The 21459-nt window shown below is 70.8% G+C and carries 23 protein-coding genes and 1 pseudogene; 16 read left to right on the plus strand and 8 right to left on the minus strand.

Annotated features, from left to right (window positions below; genetic code table 11):
• Positions 1-11: 11 nt before the first annotated feature.
• Positions 12-383 (minus strand): PRC-barrel domain-containing protein, encoded by a 372-nt coding sequence (locus tag OTB20_RS11785; RefSeq protein WP_267817068.1) that lies wholly within the window; start codon positions 381-383, stop codon positions 12-14.
• A 267-nt stretch (positions 384-650) separates the two neighbouring features.
• Between OTB20_RS11785 and OTB20_RS11790 the strand changes: the two genes are divergently transcribed.
• The gene (locus tag OTB20_RS11790; protein WP_267817070.1) at positions 651-1766 is read left to right on the plus strand and encodes a glutamate--cysteine ligase; all 1116 of its coding nucleotides are present in this window, start codon (positions 651-653) and stop codon (positions 1764-1766) included.
• 242 nt (positions 1767-2008) lie between these two features.
• Here OTB20_RS11790 and OTB20_RS11795 read toward each other — a convergent pair whose 3' ends face one another.
• Positions 2009-2458: a response regulator gene (locus OTB20_RS11795; protein WP_267757349.1), complete on the minus strand. Its 450-nt coding sequence runs from the start codon at positions 2456-2458 to the stop codon at positions 2009-2011.
• A 297-nt stretch (positions 2459-2755) separates the two neighbouring features.
• On the opposite strand from OTB20_RS11795, the gene OTB20_RS11800 reads away from it, so the two are divergent.
• Together OTB20_RS11800 and OTB20_RS11805 are read left to right on the plus strand one after the other, a co-directional pair.
• Positions 2756-4363, plus strand: a complete 1608-nt coding sequence (locus OTB20_RS11800) for a sensor histidine kinase (RefSeq protein WP_267817134.1) — start codon at positions 2756-2758, stop codon at positions 4361-4363.
• Positions 4360-5556 (plus strand): annotated as a pseudogene (locus OTB20_RS11805) (PP2C family protein-serine/threonine phosphatase). The gene OTB20_RS11800 and the pseudogene OTB20_RS11805 overlap by 4 nt, the downstream one beginning before the upstream one ends.
• A gap of 99 nt (positions 5557-5655) precedes the next feature.
• Here the strand turns inward: OTB20_RS11805 and OTB20_RS11810 are convergent.
• A complete protein-coding gene (locus OTB20_RS11810; RefSeq protein WP_267817072.1) occupies positions 5656-5838 on the minus strand; it encodes a hypothetical protein in 183 nt (60 codons plus the stop codon).
• 116 nt (positions 5839-5954) lie between these two features.
• On the opposite strand from OTB20_RS11810, the gene OTB20_RS11815 reads away from it, so the two are divergent.
• The 4 genes from OTB20_RS11815 (at position 5955) to OTB20_RS11830 (ending at position 10191) form a co-directional block, all read left to right on the plus strand.
• A complete protein-coding gene (locus tag OTB20_RS11815) occupies positions 5955-7694 on the plus strand; it encodes a diacylglycerol kinase family protein (RefSeq protein WP_267817075.1) in 1740 nt (579 codons plus the stop codon).
• Positions 7695-7768: 74 nt separating this feature from the next.
• Positions 7769-8722 (plus strand): YihY/virulence factor BrkB family protein, encoded by a 954-nt coding sequence (locus tag OTB20_RS11820; protein ID WP_267757344.1) that lies wholly within the window; start codon positions 7769-7771, stop codon positions 8720-8722.
• A 214-nt stretch (positions 8723-8936) separates the two neighbouring features.
• A complete protein-coding gene (locus OTB20_RS11825) occupies positions 8937-9674 on the plus strand; it encodes a phosphatase PAP2 family protein (RefSeq protein ID WP_420716375.1) in 738 nt (245 codons plus the stop codon).
• A 274-nt stretch (positions 9675-9948) separates the two neighbouring features.
• Entirely contained in the window at positions 9949-10191 is a 243-nt protein-coding gene (locus OTB20_RS11830) for a protealysin inhibitor emfourin (protein WP_267817077.1), read from the plus strand.
• A gap of 89 nt (positions 10192-10280) precedes the next feature.
• Here OTB20_RS11830 and OTB20_RS11835 read toward each other — a convergent pair whose 3' ends face one another.
• Entirely contained in the window at positions 10281-10715 is a 435-nt protein-coding gene (locus OTB20_RS11835; RefSeq protein ID WP_267817079.1) for a hypothetical protein, read from the minus strand.
• Positions 10716-10900: 185 nt separating this feature from the next.
• On the opposite strand from OTB20_RS11835, the gene OTB20_RS11840 reads away from it, so the two are divergent.
• Complete coding sequence (locus OTB20_RS11840; RefSeq protein WP_267817081.1) at positions 10901-12253, plus strand: ABC transporter ATP-binding protein; 1353 nt, start codon at positions 10901-10903, stop codon at positions 12251-12253.
• A 320-nt stretch (positions 12254-12573) separates the two neighbouring features.
• On the opposite strand, the gene OTB20_RS11845 is transcribed toward OTB20_RS11840, so the two are convergent.
• Positions 12574-13266 (minus strand): DUF4386 domain-containing protein, encoded by a 693-nt coding sequence (locus OTB20_RS11845; RefSeq protein WP_267817083.1) that lies wholly within the window; start codon positions 13264-13266, stop codon positions 12574-12576.
• 135 nt (positions 13267-13401) lie between these two features.
• On the opposite strand from OTB20_RS11845, the gene OTB20_RS11850 reads away from it, so the two are divergent.
• Both OTB20_RS11850 and OTB20_RS11855 read left to right on the plus strand, forming a co-directional pair.
• Positions 13402-14106, plus strand: a complete 705-nt coding sequence (locus OTB20_RS11850) for a TetR/AcrR family transcriptional regulator (protein WP_267817086.1) — start codon at positions 13402-13404, stop codon at positions 14104-14106.
• A 207-nt stretch (positions 14107-14313) separates the two neighbouring features.
• Complete coding sequence (locus OTB20_RS11855) at positions 14314-14640, plus strand: hypothetical protein (RefSeq protein WP_267817088.1); 327 nt, start codon at positions 14314-14316, stop codon at positions 14638-14640.
• A gap of 108 nt (positions 14641-14748) precedes the next feature.
• On the opposite strand, the gene OTB20_RS11860 is transcribed toward OTB20_RS11855, so the two are convergent.
• Complete coding sequence (locus tag OTB20_RS11860) at positions 14749-15174, minus strand: MarR family winged helix-turn-helix transcriptional regulator (protein WP_267817090.1); 426 nt, start codon at positions 15172-15174, stop codon at positions 14749-14751.
• Between the two features lie 141 nt (positions 15175-15315).
• Here OTB20_RS11860 and OTB20_RS11865 point away from each other — a divergent pair, with 141 nt between their 5' ends.
• The 6 genes from OTB20_RS11865 to OTB20_RS11890 all read left to right on the plus strand — a co-directional run bounded on the left by OTB20_RS11865 (position 15316) and on the right by OTB20_RS11890 (position 19174).
• Positions 15316-16203 carry an MBL fold metallo-hydrolase gene (locus OTB20_RS11865; RefSeq protein ID WP_267817092.1) on the plus strand — a complete coding sequence of 296 codons (888 nt, stop codon included), beginning with the start codon at positions 15316-15318 and terminating at the stop codon, positions 16201-16203.
• 111 nt (positions 16204-16314) lie between these two features.
• The gene (locus OTB20_RS11870) at positions 16315-16521 is read left to right on the plus strand and encodes a hypothetical protein (RefSeq protein WP_267817094.1); all 207 of its coding nucleotides are present in this window, start codon (positions 16315-16317) and stop codon (positions 16519-16521) included.
• Between the two features lie 583 nt (positions 16522-17104).
• Positions 17105-17506, plus strand: coding sequence for a transglycosylase SLT domain-containing protein (locus OTB20_RS11875; RefSeq protein WP_267817096.1), 402 nt, complete (start codon positions 17105-17107; stop codon positions 17504-17506).
• A gap of 191 nt (positions 17507-17697) precedes the next feature.
• Positions 17698-18417: a hypothetical protein gene (locus tag OTB20_RS11880; protein ID WP_267817098.1), complete on the plus strand. Its 720-nt coding sequence runs from the start codon at positions 17698-17700 to the stop codon at positions 18415-18417.
• 194 nt (positions 18418-18611) lie between these two features.
• Positions 18612-18917 (plus strand): DUF6247 family protein, encoded by a 306-nt coding sequence (locus OTB20_RS11885; RefSeq protein ID WP_267817100.1) that lies wholly within the window; start codon positions 18612-18614, stop codon positions 18915-18917.
• On the plus strand, positions 18914-19174 hold the full coding sequence (locus tag OTB20_RS11890; RefSeq protein ID WP_267817102.1) for a hypothetical protein: 261 nt from the start codon (positions 18914-18916) through the stop codon (positions 19172-19174). Before OTB20_RS11885 ends, OTB20_RS11890 begins: the two co-directional genes overlap by 4 nt.
• 48 nt (positions 19175-19222) lie before the next feature.
• Here the strand turns inward: OTB20_RS11890 and OTB20_RS11895 are convergent, their stop codons facing one another.
• Both OTB20_RS11895 and OTB20_RS11900 read right to left on the minus strand, forming a co-directional pair.
• Positions 19223-19741, minus strand: a complete 519-nt coding sequence (locus tag OTB20_RS11895) for a hypothetical protein (protein WP_267817104.1) — start codon at positions 19739-19741, stop codon at positions 19223-19225.
• 132 nt (positions 19742-19873) lie between these two features.
• Positions 19874-21370, minus strand: a complete 1497-nt coding sequence (locus OTB20_RS11900; protein ID WP_267817138.1) for a UDP-N-acetylmuramoyl-L-alanyl-D-glutamate--2,6-diaminopimelate ligase — start codon at positions 21368-21370, stop codon at positions 19874-19876.
• Between the last annotated feature and the right edge of the window lie 89 nt (positions 21371-21459).

Genomic DNA, 21459 nt, shown 5'->3' on the forward strand with positions numbered 1-21459 from the left:
GGCGCCCTTGATCACACGGAGCGGCCGCCGCCGAAGGGACCGCCGATGCCGTAGTAGATGCCGATCTCCTCGCGGTACTGGACGTCGGCGAGGTGCGTGGCCCGGATGAACTCCGGGGCGTCCTTGATCTGCTCCTTGGTCCGGTCCACGTAGATCTTCCGGTCCTCCGGATCGACGCGGGTCACCGTGCCCGCAGGGAGGAGCACTTCCTTGCCGAAGATCCACACTCCGGTGTCGACCACCAGGAAGGCGTCACCGGCCTCGTGGGTGTGCTCGTCCACCTTGCCGACGCTGCCGTCGGCAGCCTCGACCTTGTAGCCGGTCAGATCTGCCCCGGTCAGGTACCCCGAAGTCGCCGGATAGCTCCAACCATGCTCAGTCACGCGAAAACAACTCCTTCGGTAAAGGAAAAGGAAGACGGGGCGTATCGCTCCGCCGCCGTCCGACCGTCGCGGATGGTGATGCCGGGCCCGTCCGCGACGTACCGCGTACCCCGGAAGCCGCGGCTCATGCGGATCCACCGCGACCGCACCCGGTGGCTCGCCCCGCAGCAGGCCGCCTGCCCGCCGCCCCGGCCGGTACCCGCATGGTCGGGGTGGGGCAGGGCAGGTGTGGGGTGATCTGTGACCAGCGGAACGATGGGCGGCGGCATGCGAAGCGTAGGCGTGGAAGAAGAGCTGTTGCTGGTGGACAGCCGCAGCGGCGAGCCGCTGGCCCTGTCGGGGGCCGTACTGGCGGCCGCGGACCGGTCCGCCGGACATCGGCCGCAGGGCGGTGAACCGCAGGGGCACACTTTCGAGAAGGAACTGCAGAAGGAGCAGCTGGAGTTCGCCACCAAACCGGTGACGGAGATGGGCGAGCTCTTGGAGGAGATCACCCGCTGGCGGGCGGAGGCCGCCTGCCACGCCGCGTCCGCCGGGGCGTTGGTCGCGGCCCTCGGCACCTCTCCGCTGGCCGTCCGGCCCTCGTTGAGCAAGGGCAAGCGCTACGAATGGGTCGGCGAGCAGTTCGGCCTGACCGCGCAGGAGCAGCTGACCTGCGGCTGTCACGTCCACGTGTCGGTCGAGTCGGACGAGGAGGGTGTCGCGGTCCTCGACAGGATCCGCCCCTGGCTGCCGGTGCTGACCGCGATGAGCGCGAACTCGCCCTTCTGGCAGGGCGAGGACAGCGGGTACGGCAGCTACCGCAGCCGGGTGTGGAACCGGTTGCCGTCGGCCGGGCCCACGGACGTCTTCGGGTCCGCCGACCGCTACCACGAGCAGGTGAGCGCCATGCTCAACACCGGCGTGCTGCGCGATGAGGGGATGATCTACTTCGACGCACGGCTGTCCGCCGCCTATCCGACGGTGGAGGTCAGGGTCGCGGACGTCTGCCTGGAGGCGTCCACCCCGGTTCTCCTGGCGGCCCTGGTGCGCGGCCTGGTCGAGACCGCCGCCCGCGCCTGGCGGGACGGTCAGCCGCCGGCCAGGATCGGCACGGGGCTGCTGCGGCTCGCGGCCTGGCGCGCCGGCCGTTCGGGGCTGGACGGCCCGCTCATCGATCCCGGGACGATGCGGGAGACGCCGCCCGAGGTGGCCGTCGAGGCGCTGTACGCGCACGTGCGCGAAGCCCTGGCCGACCACGGCGACGACGAACGCGTCCGGGAGGGCATCGCCCGCCTCCTGGAGCGCGGCAACGGCGCGCGCGTCCAGCGGGAGCTGCTGCGTACGCACGGCACGCTCGGAGCCGTAGCCACCCGCTGCGCGGAGATCACCGCCGGCGCCTGAGCCGGCTGCGGCGCCGGCCGCGGTGCCTCGACGGCGGACTTCGAGAAGAATGCGGACTTCGAGAAAAGTGGGCACTGCCCCGTTTGGGCGGCCGGATCCCGGTCACTAGCGTGAATACCGGGAGCCCGTGGCGTTGAGCGGCGCGGGGTCCCGAGCGGGCCCGAGCCGCGTGGTGGCATCCCCCCGCCATCACGCGGCCGGCGCTCCGGCGGCACACTGAGCGGCCGCCCGGGATGCGGCGGTCAGAGGGTTTCCGACGGCCCCCGGGGCGGCCGGGCCGCGGTGTCGAGGTAGAAGGCGTCGATGCTCTGTACGGCCTGCTCGAACGCTTCGAGGTTGACCGGCTTCGTCACGTAGGCGTTGGCGTGGCTGCTGTACGCGCCGTGGATGTCGTCCGGCGCGGAGGACGTGGTGAGGACCACCACGGGGATCGTCTGGAGCTCGGCGTCGCTCTTCAGGACGCGCAGCAGGTCACGGCCGTTCATCCGGGGCATGTTCAGGTCGAGCACGATCAGGTCGGGACGTACGCTCCCCGGTGCGCGCAGGTACTCCAGGGCGGCGACTCCGTCGGTGACCTGGATGAGGTTGCGGGCCCCGCGCTCCGAGAGGGCTTCTTCGATGAGCATGGCATCCGCGGCGTCGTCCTCGACGAGCAGCACATCGAACGGGCGGGCGGGTGCGGTCATCATCATTGCTCCGTGGGTGCGTTGTGGGTGTGGTCGAAGAGGCCCGGCCGGCGGCCAGGAGTTCCCTGGCGGATCATGCCGCATGCCTGGCCGATCCGTGGGTATGCGCCATCCGGGCGGGCATCCCGCACGGCTGCTTCGCGCTGGATCCGTCCGGCGGCGCGCACTGGGCGGCGCTCACTGTGCATACCCAGCACAGTAAGTCCCCGGACTGAACTTACGATAACAACGCCAGTCGTAAGCCCTCTACAGTGTGCGCCACGTCCCTGGAGGGAAGACGACGACACTGGAGGGGTGCGGAGAATGACGGGGGAGGAGAAGCCGCCGCGTGCGCGGCGGCTTTCGACGTGGACGACCAGGCGCTGGCTTCAAGTCGGGGTGGCCGTGTCGATGACGGCCCTGGTCCTGCTCGGGGTGACCGGCTCCTGGGTGCTGGCCCGCACGTCTTCGATCAGCGAGAACCTCGTGGATGTGAGGTCTCCTGCCGTGACCACCGCGTTCCGCCTGGAGTCGGCCCTGCTGAACCAGGAAACCGGGATCCGCGGCTACGGCCTCACGGGGTCCCCGGAGTTCGTAGTCCCTTATCGGCAGGGACTCGCCGATCAGAAGACGTACATGGCCACCCTCGCGGAACTGCTGGCCCCGGACCGCGCCGGCCTCGCCGACCTGAACAGGGTCCAGGAGTCCGTGACCCGGTGGCAGGAGAGGATCGCGCAGCCGATCGCCGCCACGCCGCCCGGGTCTCCTTCGCCCCTGGCCACCGAACGTGCCGAGGAGGGCAAAGTGGCCTTCGACGCGGTACGGACGGCTCTGCGGGAACAGCAGGAGCGACTCCGCGCCGACGGCGTCCGGGTCGGCGAGGACCTGTCCGACACGATGAGACTGCGCAACGGGCTGTTCACCGCCATCGCCGTACTCATCGCCGCCCTCGTGGGCCTGGCCTTCGAAGGGCTGCGCCGAGGGATCACCACACCGCTCGAACTCCTCGGGGCGGACGCCCGCATCATCACCGACGGCGACTTCGACCACGCCATCACCCCCACCGGGCCGGCCGACCTGCGACGTCTGAGCATCGAGATCGACTTCATGCGCCGCCGACTCGTACGGGAGCTGGCGTCGAGCGAGGAGACACGGCTGCGCCTCGACGCGCAGGCCGCCGACCTGCAGCGCTCCAACGCCGAGCTCGAACAGTTCGCCTACGTCGCCTCCCACGACCTGCAGGAGCCGCTGCGCAAGATCTCCAGCTTCACCCAGCTCCTGCAGCGGCGTTACGGAGAGCAGCTCGATGCCCGGGCCGACCAGTACATCGACTTCGTGGTCGACGGCGCGAACCGCATGCAGATCCTCATCAACGACCTCCTCGACTTCTCCCGGGTGGGCCGGGTCCACCAGACCCACCAGGAAGTCGCCCTGGACACGGTGCTGGAGGGCGCCCTGTCCTCGCTGAGCGTGAGCATCGAGGAAGCCGGAGCCGTGATCACCCATGATCCGCTGCCGTCCCTGGTCGCCGACCCCACCCAGATGGGCATGCTGTGGCAGAACCTGATCGGCAACGCCGTGAAGTTCCGCCGCCCGGAGGAGACGCCGAAGATCCACGTCTCGGCGGTGCGGGAAGGCGACCTGTGGCGGTTCGCGGTGACCGACAACGGCATCGGCATCGCTCCCGAGTACGCCGATAAGGTGTTCGTCATCTTCCAGCGCCTCCACACCAAGGACGTCTACGGCGGCAGCGGCATCGGCCTGGCCATGTGCAAGAAGATCGTCGAGTTCCACGGCGGGACCATCTTCGTCGACCCCGAACACGAGCTGGGCACCCGCATCACCTTCACGCTCGCCCGCCAACTGCCCAAGCCCGCCGGTCAGTTCATCCCGGTGGAAGCGACGCGGTCCGCCGAGGAGCCCACGAGATGACCACCACCGTGGCAACCGCTCCCGGTACGGCGCCCGGCGAACCCACCTACCGGATCCTCCTCGTCGAGGACGACCAAGGCGACGCGGTGCTGGTCGAGGAGCTCCTCCTCGACACGGGACTGCCGTTCGAGCTCATCGTCCACGGATGCCTGGCCGAGGCCCGCGCCGAACTGGCGATCCGTCCGGTCGATTGCATCCTGCTCGATCTGCACCTGCCCGACGCCTCGGGCCCGGCCGCCGTGACGGCCGTACGCCGGTTCGCCCCGCACACCGCCGTGGTCGTCCTGACCGGTCTGTCCGAGACGCAGGCCGGCGCCGACGCGATGGCCGCCGGCGCCCAGGACTACCTCGTCAAAGGCAAGGTCGAAGCGGACCTGATGCACCGGACGGTCCGCTACGCCGTCTACCGCAGCCGGACCGAACGCGCCATCCTGGAAGCCCAGGAGGCCCGCCTGCGCGCCGAGGAGAACGCCCGCCTGGAGCGCGGACTCCTGCCCCGCCCCATCCTCGGCACCTCCACGGTGACGGTGACCACCCGCTACCTGCCCGGCTCCGAAAGGGCGCTGCTCGGCGGGGACTTCCTCGACGTGGTGGAAGCCGACGACGGGCTCTTGCACGTGGTCGTCGGCGACGTCAGCGGACACGGTCCCGATGCCGCGGCGCTCGGAGTCTGCCTGCGCATCGCCTGGCGCTCGCTGGTGCTCGGCGGACATCGCGGCCCCGACCTGCTCCACCTCATGGAACGCATCCTGATCGCCGAGCGCGGGCTCCAGACGCTGTTCGCGACCTGAGCCCTCCTCACCTTCGACCAGGCCGCCGGGACCGCCACGGTTCACCTGGCCGGCCATCACGACCCCCTCCTTACCACGGCGGCGGACGGCACGCGCGAAGTCCCCGCCGCACACGGCATTGCCCTGGGCATCGCCCCGGAACTGCGCAGCTGGCCCGTCACGGTGATCCCCCTCCCGGCGGCCGGAGCCCTGACCCTCTACACCGACGGCCTCACCGAAGGGCACAACGGCGACGCGGCCGAGCGCCTCGGCGTCGAGGGGCTGCTCACCCTGATCGACCGCCTGCCGCACACGGACCCGGCCGCGCACGTGGACAGCGTCATCAAGGAGGTGCACGCCCTCAACGCCGGGCGGCACTCCGACGACCTCGCCGTACTCCGCCTGGACTGGCGTCGGCGGTAGGTCCGGACGGGGCGTCGGCGGTAGGTCCGGACGGGGCCGAGTGCGGAGCCCTCCGGACCTGCCTGCGCCTGCCCGAGGACCCGTATCCGGCCCCTGGGGTCAGCGTCTGCGGCCCCGCCCACGGGACGCCAGCCGGTCGCCGATGCCGGCGAGGTGCAGTGCGAGCACGGCGAGACCGATCAGCATGAAGTTGGTCGAGCTCAGCACGTCGTTGGTGGAGATGTGAGTCGCGTTGATCAGGAACGCGATGAAGAACAGTACTGCGGCGGTGATGCCCAGCATGGTCGGGCCCCTTTCGGTCGATGACCGCCGTGTGCCCCGCCGGAACGGGAACATGAGTGGCCGCCCGACGTATTCGCACCGCGCATCATCCGGCCGTGACGGGCCAGAAGGCCCTCATGAAGCGAAGTCGCGGTTCTTCGGTGCGCGGTGCCTGGCCACTCCTGCTCCTGCCCGCCCAAGCGGCCCTGATGGTGGGCCTGGGAGGGCTGGTCACCGGACAGGCCGCCCTGCACCGGCCTCTGTCGGCCGAGGCATCCGCCGTGCAGGCGTTGGCGGAGCGCCGCCGCGAACCGTTCACCGGCGTAACGGAGTTGTTCTCCCTCCTCGCCAGTACGCAGGCGGTCGTCGGCGTGACGCTGGTCTGCGTCGTCGCCCTGCTCGTGCTTCCGCGGGTCCCGCTCCGGACCGAAGCACTGTTCCTCGGAGTCTCGGTCGCCGCGCAGTCGGCGGTGTTCCTGGTGGTGACGGCCTTCGTCGACCGGCCGCGTCCCGCCGTTCCCCATCTGGACGCCGCGCCGCCGACGTCGAGCTTCCCCTCCGGGCACGTCGGGGCGGCCCTCGCGCTCTACGGGGGACTGGCCGTCATCGCCGTGCTTCGCCTGCGCGGCCCCTGGCGCCATGCCCTGGCGGGCTTCCTGTTGCTGCTCGCGCCGGCCGTCGCACTGTCGCGGATGTACCGGGGCATGCACTATCCCAGCGACGTGGCCGCAGGCCTGCTCAACGGTGCGGCGACCCTGCTGATCACGGGGTTCGCGCTGCTGTACGGGAGGCAGTCCACACCGGAGCCGGACCGCGCGGAGCGGCCCGCCGGGGAGTCCGCGCCGCACACCGGCGGCCGGGTCGTCGTGGTGCGCCACCCGCACGGCTGCCCGGACGAACTCGCCGACACGATCGGCGCAGTGCTGCGCAGCCACGGCCACCGGGATCCGCGGTGGATCCTGACCTCCGCCGAGCGGGCCTGCGGCACCCTGGCCGAGGAGCTGCCCGCCGTCCGGCCCACCCTCGTAGTGGTCTGCGGAGGCGACGGAACCCTGCGGGCCTGCGCCGACATCCTGGCCGGCACCGGGATCCCGCTGGCCGTGGTGCCCTGCGGCACCGGCAACCTCCTCGCCAGGAACCTGGGCCTCCCCATGGACCCGGCCCGCGCCCTCGAAGAGTCCCTGGCCGGCGACAGCTTCGGGATCGACGTCGCACGGGTCCGGGGCGACGGCCTCTCTCCGACACGGTTCACCGTCATGGCGGGCGCCGGATTCGACGCCGCGATGGTCCGGGACGCCTCCCCGCGGCTCAAGTCACGGATGGGCTGGGCCGCGTACGTCCTGTCGGCCATGCGGCACCTGAACGACGACGGCGTCCGCCTGACGATCCGCATCGACGGGGGCCGCCCCCGGCGGCGCCGCGCCCGCATGGTCGTCATCGGGAACGTCGGCACCCTCCAGGGCGGCCTGCCGCTCCTGCCGACGGCGCGGCCGGACAGCGGACGCCTCGAAGTGGTGCTGTTCGACCCGCGGGGCGCCACCGGATGGTTCACCGCCGCCGGGCACCTGGCGTCCCGGCTCCTGCACCACCGCGCGCCGGCCCCGGCGGGTACCGCGCTCGGGGCGCAGGCCGGACGCACCGAAGCCGGCGGGGTGCTGGAGTACTTCAGCGCCACCCGGATCGACGTCCGCTGCGCCGCGCCGCAGCCGCGCGAACTCGACGGCGACGCCGTCCGCGACGGTGTCCGCCTCACCGCGGAGATCGAACCGGGCGCCCTGAGGGTGTACCTGCCCCGAGCTCCCGCAGCCCCGTACGGAGGCGGTGCGCCCGCCGATCGCGCCGCGCACCTCCCGGCGGCTCCCGTCCCACCGTCCTGAGGCGGGGCCCGGCAGGTTCGGCGCCTCTGCGCACCACGCACGATTCGCAGCATCCATGAGAAGGCAGGAACGCGATGGGCACCGCGCGACGAGTACCGCAACGGCACGACGTGAGCGGTGAGGAACTGTCCGCCGACGAGGCGTGGACGGCACTGCGCCGCTACGGCGGCTGGAGCCTGGCACGCGACTCCTTCGTGCGCTTCCGGTACGCCGACGGCTTCAGCCACGCCCGCGCGCTCGCCCTGCAGACGGTCCTGTCCATCGTCCCGCTGGCCATCGCCGTCGTCGGTCTGTCGGGCGTACTGCACACCGAGGACGCGGGCCGCGTGGCCGAGCTCACCATCCGCGGGCTGACCAGCGGCCCCGGCCAGGCCGTCGTGGACGACGCGCTCAGCGAGAGCAGACGCAACGCCGGCGAAGGCGGCCAGGCCGCGCTGTGGCTGGGCCTGCTGTTCTCCCTGGCGAACGTCACCACCAGCCTCTGCCAGGTCGAACGGGGCGCCAACCGCATCTACGGCAACGAACGAGACCGGCCCTTCCTCGCCAAGTACACCCGGGGCCTGGTGATGTCGGCCCTCGCGGGAGTCCCGCTGGGACTCAGCTTCATCCTCACGGTGGTCGGCGCCCACCTGACCCGCGCCCTGGCCGAGGTCTACCAGCTCTCTGCCACCACGGTGCGGGCCTGGGAGCTCCTGCGCTGGCCCGTAGGCGTCCTGCTCGCCGTCCTCGCCGCCAGCGCGATCTTCCGCCTCTCCCCGCGCCGACGCCAGCCCGGCTACACCTGGCTGGCGTTCGGCGCCGTCGTCTACCTGGTGCTGTGGAACCTGACGACCTGGGGCCTGAGCCTCTACATAGGCGAGAGCAGCTCGTTCACCAGCGTGTACGGGCCCCTCAGCGCGATCGTGTCGTTGCTGCTCTGGTCCTACCTCACCTCCATGGCCCTCTTCCTCGGCCTCTCCTTCGCCGCCCAACTGGAAGCCGTACGGGCGGGGGTGAGGGAGCCGGTCACCGACGATCCCGGGGTCTGACGGCCCCAGCCCACGGGCCCATCCTTCGGCGGCCGGAGCCCGCCACCGCACACCAGAGGGAGCCGCCACCATGGCACGGCGCACAGAACGTTCTCGACGAAGTCCGCAAGGGCGGCGAGGTCCACGAGGCCCGCTACGGAGGCTGCTGTCACGGCACGCCGGACCCGACGCCGCCTTCGGCGCGAGACTCGTTCTCGCCGCGGCCGCGACGGCCGTGACGTCCGTGCCCTTCGCCCTCGCCCTGGTCCTGGTGGAGTCCCGCTGGCCTCCGCTGCACCGGCTGGACCAGGCCACGGCCGAACGCCTCCACACCACCGCGCTCGCCCACCCGGGTTGGGTGCGCTTCCTCGGCGTCCTCTCGGACTTCGTGTGGGATCCCGCGACCATGCGGTTCCTGGTGGCCGTTTGCGTGGCCTGGCTGGTGACCCGCCGTGCCTGGAGGCTGGCCGCCTGGGCCTGCGTCACGGCGGTCGCCGGAGGCCTGATCGGACTGCTGGCCAAGAGCGCCGTCGAACGGGCACGGCCGCACCTTCCGGACCCCGTCGCCCACGCGCCCGGCTTCTCCTTCCCCTCCGGCCACGCGATGACGGCCACCACCTCGTGCGCCATCCTGCTGCTGGTCCTGCTGCCCGTGGTTCCACGCATGTGGCGCCCGCTGCCCTGGGCGCTCGCGCTGGTCACGGTGGCCGGCGTCGGCTACACGCGCGTCGCGCTGGGGGTGCACTGGGTCAGCGACGTCGTCGGCGGCTGGCTGCTGGGGGTCGCGGTGGTGGCCGCGACGACGCTGGCCTTCGAAGCCTGGCGAGCCGACACCGGACGCCGCCGCACGACGATGACCGAGGGCCTGGAACCGGAGCTCACCGAACCCGAGCCCGAAGCTCCCCAGGCCGACACCGGCCCGTCGGCAGACGTCGGGCCCCACGGGCGGACCGGCGCCGGGGGAGCGACATGACGCCCCGGAGGGGCCGGACCACGCGCCCCGCTGCTCGGCGCGGCTCGGGGAGGTGGGCCCGGTTCCACCGGTTGCCGGCTGATGCATGCCGACTGCCGACTGTCGGCCAGGCACCGATGAGATCGAGACGTTGACGTCGCTTCCGGGACCCGGTGGGGGAGGAGCGCCGGATCAGGGGCAGGCGCGCCCAAAGCCTCGTGGGGCCGCGGCCGTGCTCGCAGGGCGGTCCGCGGGCCCCGACGAGGGAAGATCCGACTTCCGAAGGAGAACGACCATGCTGATCACCGTCAGCCGCTCGGGGGGCTTTGCCGGCGTGGACAAGGTACGGAAGATCGACACCTCGGCCCGGCGCGACGCCGTGGAATGGGAGGGCCTCGCAGACCGCATCCTGCCGCCGGTGGCGGACGGCTTCCACTACCGGATCACGATCGACGACCAGATACTGGACCTCTCCGAAACGGTCCTGACCGATGACCAACGGCAACTGATCCGTGCGGTCCTCGGCGAAGAAGCCTGATCCGGACCGCGACCGGCACGAAGCCCTGCCCGGACGAAAAGTAGGGCGCCGAGACTGTTTGGTCCGCCGGCGACCGGTCATACGAGGGGTCACGGGAGCCGCGACGGTGAGCGGCGCGGGATCCCGGCGGGCCCGAGTCGCGTGGTGGCATCCCCCCGCCACCACGCGACCGGGGCTCCGTCCACAAGACTCGTCAGGAACCGCAGCTCTCCCATCGCCTCGCCGGTTGCTGCCTCAATCGCGCCGACGACGTGCTCGGCGGTCGCGACGCGGGGATCCGCGCGGCCGCCGAGGGAGCCGAGTACGAACGGTGTGGCCTGGCCCACCGGCACCGCCGGGGGCTCCGTCCACGCCCGGATACAACCAGCCGTCAGGAGGTGCACCTCCCTGAGCGTGAAGGGGAGGGGGGAGTGCTCCGCCCTGTGAGGGGAGCGGCTGACGATGCCCCGCACGTCGGGTGGAGCCTCCGGGTCGTACAGGGTCTGACAGTTGATCAGGTGCGCGTCAACGGCGATGCGGATCATGGTTGTTGGCGCCGATGGAAGGCGCGCCGACTCGCGCCGGCGCGTCTGCCGTGGCGGCGGCCCGGGGCGCGCTTCCTTGAACTTGCTCCAGGGTGTTCCCCTCGCGCGGTGACGTGGGCTAACTTCTGGCCTGATCACCTCCACCCCCCTCTTCCTTCACCATTCCCAGCTCCAGGCGGATCGTCATGAGTCGAACCATCGAGTTGCGTGATGTCACCAAGAGATACGAGCGGAACTCCTACGCCGTCGAGCGTGTCTCCCTCACCGTCGAGCCGGGCGAGTTCCTGGTTCTGCTGGGGCCTTCGGGCTGCGGCAAGTCGACCCTCCTGCGGATGATCGCCGGGCTGGAGGACATCACCGAGGGCGGGCTGTACCTGGACGGCAAGTACGCCAACTACATGCCGCCGAGCGAGCGGGACATCGCGATGGTGTTCCAGAGCTTCGCGCTGTACCCGAACATGACGGGCCGGGCCAACATCGGCTTCCCGCTGAAACTGCGCGACCCCCGTGGTGATCACGAACCGCAGGTGGAGGCGACGGCCCGGATGCTCGGCATCGAGGACCTGCTCGACCGTTTTCCACGGCAGCTCTCGGGCGGCGAGCGCCAGCGCGTGGCGATGGGCCGGGCGATCTCGCGCCAGCCGTCGGTGTTCCTCATGGACGAGCCGCTTTCCAGCCTGGACTCGAAGCTGCGCAACCACCTGCGGGCCGAGATCTCCCGGCTGACGGCGGAACTGGGTGTCACCACTGTCTACGTAACACACGATCAGTCCGAGGCCATGTCCCTGGGCAACCGGGTGGCGGTCATGCGCGGAGGGGTCCTGCAACAGGTCAGCTCGCCACGCGACACCTACGCCCTGCCGGCGAACGTGTTCGTGGCGGCATTCATCGGCACACCCCGCATCAGCCTGTTGCAGGCGGTGGTCCACGCGCCGCTGGACACGGGAATGTCGGTCGACCTGGGGCGGCACCGGCTCGTCCTGCCCGAGCCCCTCAGCACCGACCACCAGATGCTCCGGATCCAGCAGGAGCGCCCGATCATCGTCGGCCTGCGGTCCGAGGCCGTCCGGATCGCCCTGCCGAGCCAGGCACGACCGGGCGAGGTGCCGATGACCGGCATCGTCGAGCACGTCGAGTACCAGGGCCACGAGGCGCTGGTACACGTGGACACGGGTTCACGCCCCGCCGTGGTGACGGATCTGGAGGCGCCGCGGCAGCCGGCCTCGCCCATGCGCAGGCGCAGGCAGCAGCAGAGCAGCCTCGGTCGGCTCAGGAACCGGGCCATGGAACGGCTCTCCGGTTCGACAGCCGTCCTGGAGGCGCCGCCGGAATCCGACCAGACGTTCGACGCGAACGTTGCTCCGGCACGGCGCGGGGCGCTGCGCAGCGACCTCGTGGTGCGCACCGGACCGCACGTCCGGGTGCGGGTGGGAGCCCAGATTCCGCTGCTGGTAGACTTGGAGCAGCTCTACGTGTTCGACCACACCGGGCGTCGGATCTGTCCGGCTCCTGACGAGCTCCCCTCCCTGGAGCGGTAGTCCCCGCCCGCTGACCCGGACCCGTACGGCAGGACCCGGATCACCCGCCGTCCGAACCGGACCGGGCGGCGGGAGTTCCCGTCCACCGAACGGCCCCGCGAGGTCCGCGACCACTGCTGCCCCACTTGTTCAAGAGGACGTCGGACGGCTCGCCCACCGAAGGGCGCGCGCGATGTAGCGGACGCTGACCGACGAACAGATCGCGTGCGCCGTAGCCCACACGCAGGGCCCGGACGCCCGGGTGGTCGGCAGCCGGGGGCTGACGGGCGGGACCTTCAACTCCGTCCACCTGCTCGCCTTGGCAGCGGGAAGACGGGCGGTCATCGGGCGGTGTGCCCGTCCGGCCGCTCGTCGAATCCCTTGCCGATCAGCCGGACGATCAGCGCCACTTCCCAGGCGAACACGGGAAGGGCCGCGAGCGATCCCGCCACCGAGACCTGCTCGTATGCCCCGAACAGCACGGCGGTCGCCGAGGCGCAGATCATCGTGCCGCCGGCCAGCCCCAGGACGGCGATGAAGCGCGGCACCAGCCGCGAGGTGTACATCAGGCCGGCCAGCACCAGGGTGTTGGCGCCGAGTACGAAGTTCGGCCCGAACAGGAACGCCCAGTCGTGGAAGGCCACCAGGGCCTGGCCGGCCGCGACCAGGGAGGCCTCGTCGGTACTCGGCGCGCCCTCTGCCTGTCTCCTCAGCGTCACGACGGACAGCACGCTGAGGATGCCGATGACGATGACGGCTGCCTCCAGCAGGCGCCCGCAGACGTAGGCCACGGCGGCCCCCTCGTTCTGCCTCCTCAGGACCGGGTACAGCGCGGCCCCCGTGCCCGTGACCGCCAGCGCCAGGACGAACTCGCACAGCGCCCCCAGGAACACCCGGGTGTCGGCGCCGGAGCCGAGGACGTAGGCGGCGTCGTGCAGGACGGGGCGGTAGAGCGCGAGCCCGCCGATCGCGGCGACCTCGGTGACGAGGAACAGCGCTCCCGTGACGATCGCGATTCTCCTGGTTGAGCTCATGCGGAACCGACCCTCCCTCGATGGGTGTACGGCGTACACCCGATGGTTGGCGCTCACAGTAGGTGTACGTCGTACACTCGTCAAGGCGGGGCCCCACCCGCGCCACCTTGGGAACGGATCGAGGGAGCAGCTCACATGCCCGACCAGCCGCAGGAGTCACGCCGGACCCCCTTGAACCGGGACCGGGTGCTGCGCGCCGCCGTCGCCTTCGCCGACGCCGCCGGGATCGACGCGCTGAGCATGCGCCGACTCGCCCAGGAGCTGGGCGTCGTACCGATGGCGCTCTACAAGCACGTGGCCAACAAGGAAGAGCTCCTGGACGGCATGGTGGAAGTCGTGTTCGCGGGGATCGAGGGTCAAGTCCCCGGATCCGACTGGAAGGGCGCGGTCCGCGGGCGGATCCTCGGGGCGCGTGCCACCCTCCTGGCGCACACCTGGGCGGCTCAGGTGATTCGGTCGCGCACCAGCCCGACACCGGCCGTACTCGCGTACCTGGACTCCGTGATCGGCATGTTCCGGGCCGGCGGTCTCTCGACGGACCTCACCCACCACGTGATGCACGCCCTCGGCAGCCGGGTGCTGGGCTTCACCGAGGAGCTGTTCGACAATCCGGCGGGCGCGAGCGGCGCACCACAGGACGACCGGGCGCAGGCGGCCGCGTACGAGGCGATGGCCCGGCAGTACCCCCATGTCACCGAGCTGGCCCGGTCGGTGGCCCACGATCGGCGGTCCGTCGTCGGCCAGGGCTGCGACGACCGGTTCGAGTTCGAGTTCGCGCTGGACCTCCTCCTGGACGGATTCGACCGACTCCACGGTGAGGGCTGGACGTCCACGCCCTGAGGCCCGCCCGAGGCCCTGCCCTGAGCCGGCGGCCCGCCCGGCGGCCGGTGAGGCGCGCGTGCGGATCGCCGCCGGACCCGGCCGGGCCGGGTGTCAAGGCCGGTTTTGTCCGTCAAGTCACGTGATGCAGGGGCATGACATGGGGTGAGCGCTGGAGCGTACTGGAGGCACCACCTTTTCAGCGTGTCCAGCCAAGGGAGAACTGCCATGACGTGCACCATTCGACCGCGCCGCCTGGTTCTGCTCGCCGTATCGACCGCGATCGCCGCGGGAGGCGTGCTCGTGCCCGCAACAGCCTTCGCGGCTCCGGCGTCGCCGCACTCGGCCGTGGCGGACAGTGGCCGCGACTGGTTGCGTACGGACCGTTTCGGCTGGTGGGACGAGCGCGAGCAGTGGGAAGAGGATGGGTACGGCAAGTGGGACCACGACGAGCCTGACAAGTTCAACTACCACCCCGGCAAGGGAGGTCCCTTCGAGGGGCAGCAGTGGCAGTGTTTCAGCGCTCCCTGTGACCCTCCCGAGTGGTACAGGTGACCACGCCTGACAGGCCGGGCGCCGTCATCCAGGACCAGCTGCGGCCCCGTCCCTCCTGGGGGCGGGGCCGCGATGCGCGTACGGGGTACGGCGGGGGCGAGCTCCGGCTCAGTGGTGAGTCATGGCTTGCTGCAGGAGGCGCTGCAGGGTGCCCTGCTCGTCCTGGGTGAGGCCCGCGACCGGGGAGTCCACGGCGAGGAGACCGAGGAGCCGTTCCCGCATCGCCGCACCTTCCGGAGTGAGGGACAGCTGCCTGGCGCGGCGGTCGGTAGGGTGCGGCCGGCGCTCGATGAGCGCCTGGTTCTCCAGCTTGTCCACGATGAAGGTCGCGTTGGACGGCTCGCAGTTCATGCGGTCGGCGAGTTCGCGCATGGTCATGGGTCCGGTCAGCTCGCGCAGGGCGGTCGCCTGGGCTGCGGTGATCCCCAGGGTGGCGGCGCGATCGCGTACGTGCTCGGCGATCTGGTGGGCCATGGTGCTGACCAGGCCGCACAGCTGCCGCTCGGCGATGCTCTTCGCTTCCGGGTCCGTCATGCGCCCATCCTAGCGATTGCGTTCAGCCTGAATAGCTCAAGCTTGAATGATTCAAGCTTGATGTTTATGGTTGTGTCATCGCCGTGGGCCGAGCGGGCCGCGGTGGTGATCCATGCCGTTTCAGGGGAGGAACGCACCACCATGACCACACGCATTCAGAACGAAAGGCTTCGCCGGCCGTCGGGCATCCGGACGCTGGAACTCGGCGAGATCACGGTGACCTACATACCGGACGGGGCGATACAGCTCACCCCGCGCGGCTGGCTCCCGGACACCACGGACGAGGTGTGGGATGCCCACCCCGAGTACTTGGACGGTTCCGGGAACCTGGTCGGGAGCATCGGGGGGCTCCTGGTGCGGCACGAGGGCCGCGGCCTGCTGATCGACGCGGGATTCGGGCCGCAGACGGCCGACGCGGTGCCGGGCAATCCGTACGGTGCGATCCGCGGCGGGGCGCTCCTGGACAACCTGTCCCTGTCGGGCTGGGCTCCGCGGGACATCGAGGCCGTCGCCTTCACCCACCTCCACACGGACCACATCGGATGGGCGTACGCGGCCGCCGCGGGAAGTGAGCGCCCGGCCTTCGAAGGCGCCGACTACCTGGTCTCCGAGCCGGAGTGGGCGCAGCGTCACCTCCTGGAAGACGTGGGCACGACCGGCAGGATGCTCGCCGCGATGGCGCCGCAGGTCCGTACGATCACCGACGGGCAGGAGATATTCCCCGGTGTGAAAGCCCGGTTCATCCCCGGACACACGGCCGGCCACGTCGCCTACGTCGTCGAGTCGGGCGGACAGCGGCTGGTCGCTTTCGGCGACGCCCTGCACTCGCCGATCCAGATCGCACATCCGGAGTGGTCGGCCGTTCTGGACCACGACTGCGCGCAGTCCGCCGACTTCCGACGCCGTCTGGTGGCGGAGTTGCAGGAGCCCGACACGATCGGCTTCGGCGTCCACTTCGCCGACGTGGTGTTCGGAACCGTCCGCCGGGACGACGACGGCCGACCGTCGTGGCGTCCCTTCGGCGCGTGACCCGCGGGACCTGAACGGCCCACCGCCCTACGGGGGCGCTGGACATCGACCACGTGCCCGCCGCTTCGACCGGGCGTCATGGCGCCGGTGCGCCCGCTCACCCGTGGGTTCGTGGCCGACCTGGCCTGCGACTACGAACTGGAGACGGCCACCGTCCGCCACCTGCGGGTGGAACGCGCCGGCACGCGACTGACGGCCTTCCTCCAACTGGCCGTCGCCCGCACCTATGCCTCGGACGAGAGCGCCCGCGCACAACCAGCCCTGCACACTCACCGTGATCACCGCGCTGCTCACCACGACGTTGTGCATCATCCGTGACGTCGACCGGCCTTTCGGCGGCATCATCGACGTCTAGCCCACCGCCATCACCGAAGTCGAACGCCAGGCCACCCGCGACTGACCCGGCCCGTCCTGTCCTTCCGGCGAGCGAGCGGGCCGCCCGCCCGCCCGGCCGGGGCATCGGGTGCTCGGTGAAGGTTCGGTCCGATGCCCCAGGTTCCTTCGATTCGGGGGCTCGGCTCCATGCCGAGCACCCCGCAGGACGGGTACGGGCGGCCACGCTGCGTGAGATCCGGGGTCCCTGGTGGTGACCCGCCCCATAGGACCCCCGTCACATACGAACCGGGCTAGTAGTTCCACAGGGCCCTAGCCGGCTCCTTGGGACCGGCTCCCACCTGCGCGGACCCGGACTGTTCCGCCGGGGGGTCCCCAGGCCCCGACTGCGAGGGCGCCTAGTAGTAGGGGTCGTTGCCAACGCCGTGAGGGGCTGGCTAACTGGTTGATGTCGCCAGGCGCCACGGGGTTTCACCCGTCGCCGACGAACCCCTCTCCTCCGCGTGAGTGGCTCACGCATGCCCCCGGCATGCGGCGACCGCCCTAGTCCCCTCCGGAAGGTGAGTCTGTGTCCAACGTCATCCGTCGCTTCGCCGCCACCAAGAAGACCCTCGCCGGCTCCATCGTCGCCCTGGGCGTCGCCGGCACCATGCTTGCCACCGTTCCCGCCCAGGCGGCTCCGATGGACGCAAAGGCGATCGCGCACCAGATGATCAAGGACCCGGCCCAGTTCGCGGCGTTCAACAACATCGTTTCCCGCGAGAGCGGCTGGAACCCCAACGCCACGAACGCCTCCTCCGGCGCGTACGGCCTGGTCCAGGCCCTGCCGGCCTCGAAGATGTCCTCGGCCGGCTCGGACTGGAAGACCAACCCGGCCACCCAGATCAAGTGGGGCCTGGACTACATGAACTCGCGCTACGGCAGCCCGGCCGCCGCCTGGAACTTCTGGCAGTCCCACCACTGGTACTAAACCACCAGCGGCTATCACACGCACGAAGACGCCCGGCCGGGACTTCCCGGCCGGGCGTCTTTTGCGTATGCGGCCGCCGAGCTCACCGGAAAGCGGCGTCCTTTCCCGCACAGGGCCGGTCACCTGCTCGCCACCAACTCGCCTGGATTCCAGACACAATGGCTTCCCCAGATGAGAGCAGGGAGGGTGTCGTGCAGATGCCGGGCGAGCAGGTTTCCCCCGTGGACCACCTCACCGTGGCCGCCGAGGCCGGCGCCGAACAGTTGGAACTCGCCCAAAGGCTCCTTGAACAGGGCCGCCTCGATCAGGCAGAGCACTGGTTGCGGGTGGCCACCGCCGGCGCCGGTCGGAGCGTAGCGCTTCAGTGCGCGCAGGAACTCGCTCGTCTCCTCACGGACCAAGGGCGCGAGGACGAGGCCGCACACTGGCACCGCCGGGTCGAGGCGATGGAGACCGAGAACCGTCTGCCCGGCTCCTCTCTCCCGCCGCCGGTGCACTCCGGGCGCATGGCCGAAGCGGCACTCACGGTCCTGGTCGCCACAGCGGTGCTGCCCTTCGTCCAGGTGCTGGTATCCAAAGTGGCCGAGGACGCGTACGCGCAGGCCCGCCAACTGATCCGCCGACTGCCCCTCGGGCGCCAGGAATCCTGCAGCGCCGGCAACCCGTCCGCCCTTTCCGGGCAGCCGCAGGCGCGGTTCGTCATCGTCGACGACCCTGATGCGGGCATCACGCTGTACCTGTCGTCCGAGATGTCCGACGAGGCGCTCCGGGCTCTTGCCGCCTTCGACCTCGACGAGTTGACGGCACGCAGGCCCGACGCAGGGCGGGTCCGTCTCATCTGGCACCAGGAAAGCGGCACATGGCGTATCCGAGGCGAGGCCGTTCAGCCGCCCGCACTGCCATCGCCATAGGGCGTGCCACCGTAAGACGTCCGGACGTCACGACGTCCGGACGTCACGACCGTCGTGACGTCGTGACGTCACGACGTACGGACGCCGCGCCGTGGCCGGCCATCGGCTGCCCGGGGAGGACGCATGACCGCCGAAGTCCTCCTCAGTCGTGCGGTGGGGGCTACCGTGGTGGTGAGACCCGCCTGGAGGATCCCGTGAGCGTCCAGCCCGAGTACCCGCCCGTCCCGTCATATGCACCCGCCCCCGGCGCCCCGGCCGAACTGCTCGCACAGTTGCGCGCCGACCGGCGTGCCGCGCAATGGGTTCCGGCCTTCGAGCAGGAGTGGGCGGCCGCGCTGGAGGAGTCCCGCCGGACGTTCTCCCTCGCCGGGCTGTACGAGGTCGTCCAGCTCTGGCAGGCCCGTCTCGTCTCGGCCCCGGCGGTCGACTCGTTCGTGGCCTGCGGCTACGACGACACCGGGTTCGTGGAGATGGCCGAGCTGCGAAGCAGGCGCCGATGACTGCCGAGCCGTACGCGGTCCGCTTCTCCGCACCGGCGGCGAAGGTCCTCGACACCCTGCCCGGACACGCCGAGGAAATGGTCTGGGACGTCCTGGACGCCGCCGCTGGCGATCCGTGGGGCTTTCGCCAGTGGAACGCCGACGACCCCGAGGGCCAGGACGTACGCCTCGCGTCCGTCGGCCAGTTGTCCCTCACCTACTGGGTCAACAGGCCAATGCACCGCCTGTCCGTCCTGAGCGTCGTCTGGCTCGGGTAGTTGCCGGCCCGAACCACCGGAACTCACCCGGTCGGACGCCCCCGCACGTCAGGGATGCTCGGTGGCCATGGCTTCGAAGGTCTCCCGCATCATCCGGTCGATGGCTCCGGGCCGGTTGATCAGGGAATCGAAGAGGTCGGCGAGCAGCCACAACACGAAGCCGTGCACCAGAGCTTCTTCCGGCGGGATCGGTCCGAACCGGTCGCGCCACGCGACGGTGTCCATGCCCATCGCGGCGGCCATGAGGACACCGGTGGCCATCGGCAACTGAGCCGGGTCGGCCATCTCGAAGGTGGGGAGCCGGCGGATCACAGCGGGGATCAGATCGCTGAGCGGATCCAGCCGGTCCTCGCCACCGGATTGCTCGGCGATCAGGTATCCGGTCAGTACGCCCACCAGGAAGACCGTGCCCCGGGACACCTCCTCAGGCCCGCAGGTGTCCATCGCGTCCTTGACGCGCTGCTGTGCCTGCGGGCGCTCCTGGGCGGAAGTCCGTTTCTCCAGGACCCGGTACGAGTCCCATGCTGCGCGGATCGCCCCGTACGCGACTACGCCGTCTTTGCTCATGGAGCCGACGGTAGGCGAGACAACGCGTTGCAGGGAAACTCCCTGAGGGTGGCGCCGAACGCCCCGCGGCGCCTGGTGGACACCCTTGTAGGACGAAGCGGCGGTTGCGAAGCCCGGGTTGGGGTTCCGGGTTCAGGGGAGCAGACGGGAGGCCAGGTCGCGGACGGTTGCCATGTCGCTGAAGGGGAGCAGGTCGTCGCCCACGATCTGGTGCGGCTCGCTGCCCTTCCCGGCGATCAGGACGATGTCTTCGGGCCCGGCCGCGGACAGTGCGAGGGCGATGGCCCGGCGGCGGTCGGCCGAGCGTTCGTACGGTGTGCCGGTGGCCTCGATGCCGGGGGCGATCTGGTCCAGGATCGCCTCGGGATCCTCGCTGCGGGGGTTGTCCGAGGTCAGAACGCACAGGTCGGAGTGGGTGCCGGCGATGCGGCCCATCTCGGCGCGCTTGGTGGTGTCGCGGTCCCCGCCGCAGCCGAAGACGGTGATGACCCGGCCCCGGGCGAAGCCGCGGATGGCGGTGAGGACCTTGTCGAGGGAGTCGGGGGAGTGCGCGTAGTCCACGATCACCGAGGTGCCGGCAGGGGTCACGAAGCGCTCGAACCGGCCCGGTACGGGCGGCATCTGGGAAAGCGCGGCGACCAGTCCTTCCAGGTCGTGCCCGAGCACGCGGCAGGCGGCGACGGCCGCCAGCGCGTTGGACACGGAGAAGCGGCCCGGGACCGGGATCGCCGCCGGGTACGCCTGGCCGGCGTGGTGCAGGGTGAACCGCGTGCCCGAGGCGTCCGCGACCAGGTCCGTGGCCCGGAAGTCCGCGTCCTCGTCGAGGCCGTAGGTCGTCACCGCGTCCGGCATCATCGCGCGGATGCCGGCTCCCACGGCGTCGTCCACGTTGACCACGGCGTGCCGGCACAGCCCTTGGAACAGCCGAAGTTTGGCGTCCGTGTAGTGGGCCATCGTGCCGTGATCGTCCAGGTGGTCCTGGGTCAGGTTGGTGAAGACGCCGACGTCGACGAAGGTCCTGTCCATCCGGTACGTCTGCAGGGCCATCGAGGTGGCCTCCAGAACCACGCTGCCGGTGCCCTGGTCCCGCATGCGGCCCAGCAGGTACTGCAGGTCGGGCGATTCCGGTGTGGTCAGCACCGAGGGCGGCATCGGGATCACCTCGTCGCCGATCCGGCTGCCCGCCGTACCGATCACACCCACCGAGGCGCCCTCGGAGATCCTCAGCAGCGACTCGACCATGTAGGAGATGGAGGTCTTCCCGTTGGTCCCGGTGACGGCCACCAGGTCCATGTGCCGGCCCGGCTCGCCGAAGTAGCGGGAGGAGACGACCGCGGCCGCCTTGCGCGTGTCGGATACCCGGACGACGCACACCGCGGGCAGCAGTTCCCGTCCGGGGGGCGCGGCGGCGGCTCCGGCCGCGTCGACGAGCACCGCCACCGCCCCGCGCGCGAGCGCCGCACCGACGGAGGCGGGTCCGCCGCCGCTGTGGCCGGGTACGGCGATGAAGAGCGAGCCCGGCACCACCCGGTCCACATCGAAGGTGGTGCCCGCGGTGATCCTCGTCGATTCGGTGTCGCCCTGGATGACGTGGTGCTCATGGCCGGTCAACAACCCGCTCAACTTCACGGTGGTCCCTTCGAAGACGGCTACGGCCCGGCGTGCGGCCCTCGCCTGGCGGCAGCGCCGACGGAGCGTCGGGACTGCGGGTTGGGGGG

Source organism: Streptomyces sp. H27-H1, assembly GCF_026627445.1.
Lineage (GTDB): Bacteria > Actinomycetota > Actinomycetes > Streptomycetales > Streptomycetaceae > Streptomyces.

Bases quoted from the DNA above. Each gene is read 5' to 3' on its own strand.
- OTB20_RS11860 (WP_267817090.1), bottom strand. From the start codon at position 15,174: ATGACGGACCCGGAAGCGAAGAGCATCGCCGAGCGGCAGCTGTGCGGC.
- OTB20_RS11820 (WP_267757344.1), top strand. From the start codon at position 7,769: ATGGGCACCGCGCGACGAGTACCGCAACGGCACGACGTGAGCGGTGAG.
- OTB20_RS11895 (WP_267817104.1), bottom strand. From the start codon at position 19,741: ATGAGCAAAGACGGCGTAGTCGCGTACGGGGCGATCCGCGCAGCATGG.
- OTB20_RS11850 (WP_267817086.1), top strand. From the start codon at position 13,402: ATGCCCGACCAGCCGCAGGAGTCACGCCGGACCCCCTTGAACCGGGAC.
- OTB20_RS11790 (WP_267817070.1), top strand. From the start codon at position 651: ATGCGAAGCGTAGGCGTGGAAGAAGAGCTGTTGCTGGTGGACAGCCGC.
- OTB20_RS11890 (WP_267817102.1), top strand. From the start codon at position 18,914: ATGACTGCCGAGCCGTACGCGGTCCGCTTCTCCGCACCGGCGGCGAAG.
- OTB20_RS11810 (WP_267817072.1), bottom strand. From the start codon at position 5,838: ATGCTGGGCATCACCGCCGCAGTACTGTTCTTCATCGCGTTCCTGATC.
- OTB20_RS11840 (WP_267817081.1), top strand. From the start codon at position 10,901: ATGAGTCGAACCATCGAGTTGCGTGATGTCACCAAGAGATACGAGCGG.
- OTB20_RS11845 (WP_267817083.1), bottom strand. From the start codon at position 13,266: ATGAGCTCAACCAGGAGAATCGCGATCGTCACGGGAGCGCTGTTCCTC.
- OTB20_RS11795 (WP_267757349.1), bottom strand. From the start codon at position 2,458: ATGATGATGACCGCACCCGCCCGCCCGTTCGATGTGCTGCTCGTCGAG.
- OTB20_RS11800 (WP_267817134.1), top strand. From the start codon at position 2,756: ATGACGGGGGAGGAGAAGCCGCCGCGTGCGCGGCGGCTTTCGACGTGG.
- OTB20_RS11835 (WP_267817079.1), bottom strand. From the start codon at position 10,715: ATGATCCGCATCGCCGTTGACGCGCACCTGATCAACTGTCAGACCCTG.
- OTB20_RS11830 (WP_267817077.1), top strand. From the start codon at position 9,949: ATGCTGATCACCGTCAGCCGCTCGGGGGGCTTTGCCGGCGTGGACAAG.
- OTB20_RS11815 (WP_267817075.1), top strand. From the start codon at position 5,955: ATGAAGCGAAGTCGCGGTTCTTCGGTGCGCGGTGCCTGGCCACTCCTG.
- OTB20_RS11865 (WP_267817092.1), top strand. From the start codon at position 15,316: ATGACCACACGCATTCAGAACGAAAGGCTTCGCCGGCCGTCGGGCATC.
- OTB20_RS11855 (WP_267817088.1), top strand. From the start codon at position 14,314: ATGACGTGCACCATTCGACCGCGCCGCCTGGTTCTGCTCGCCGTATCG.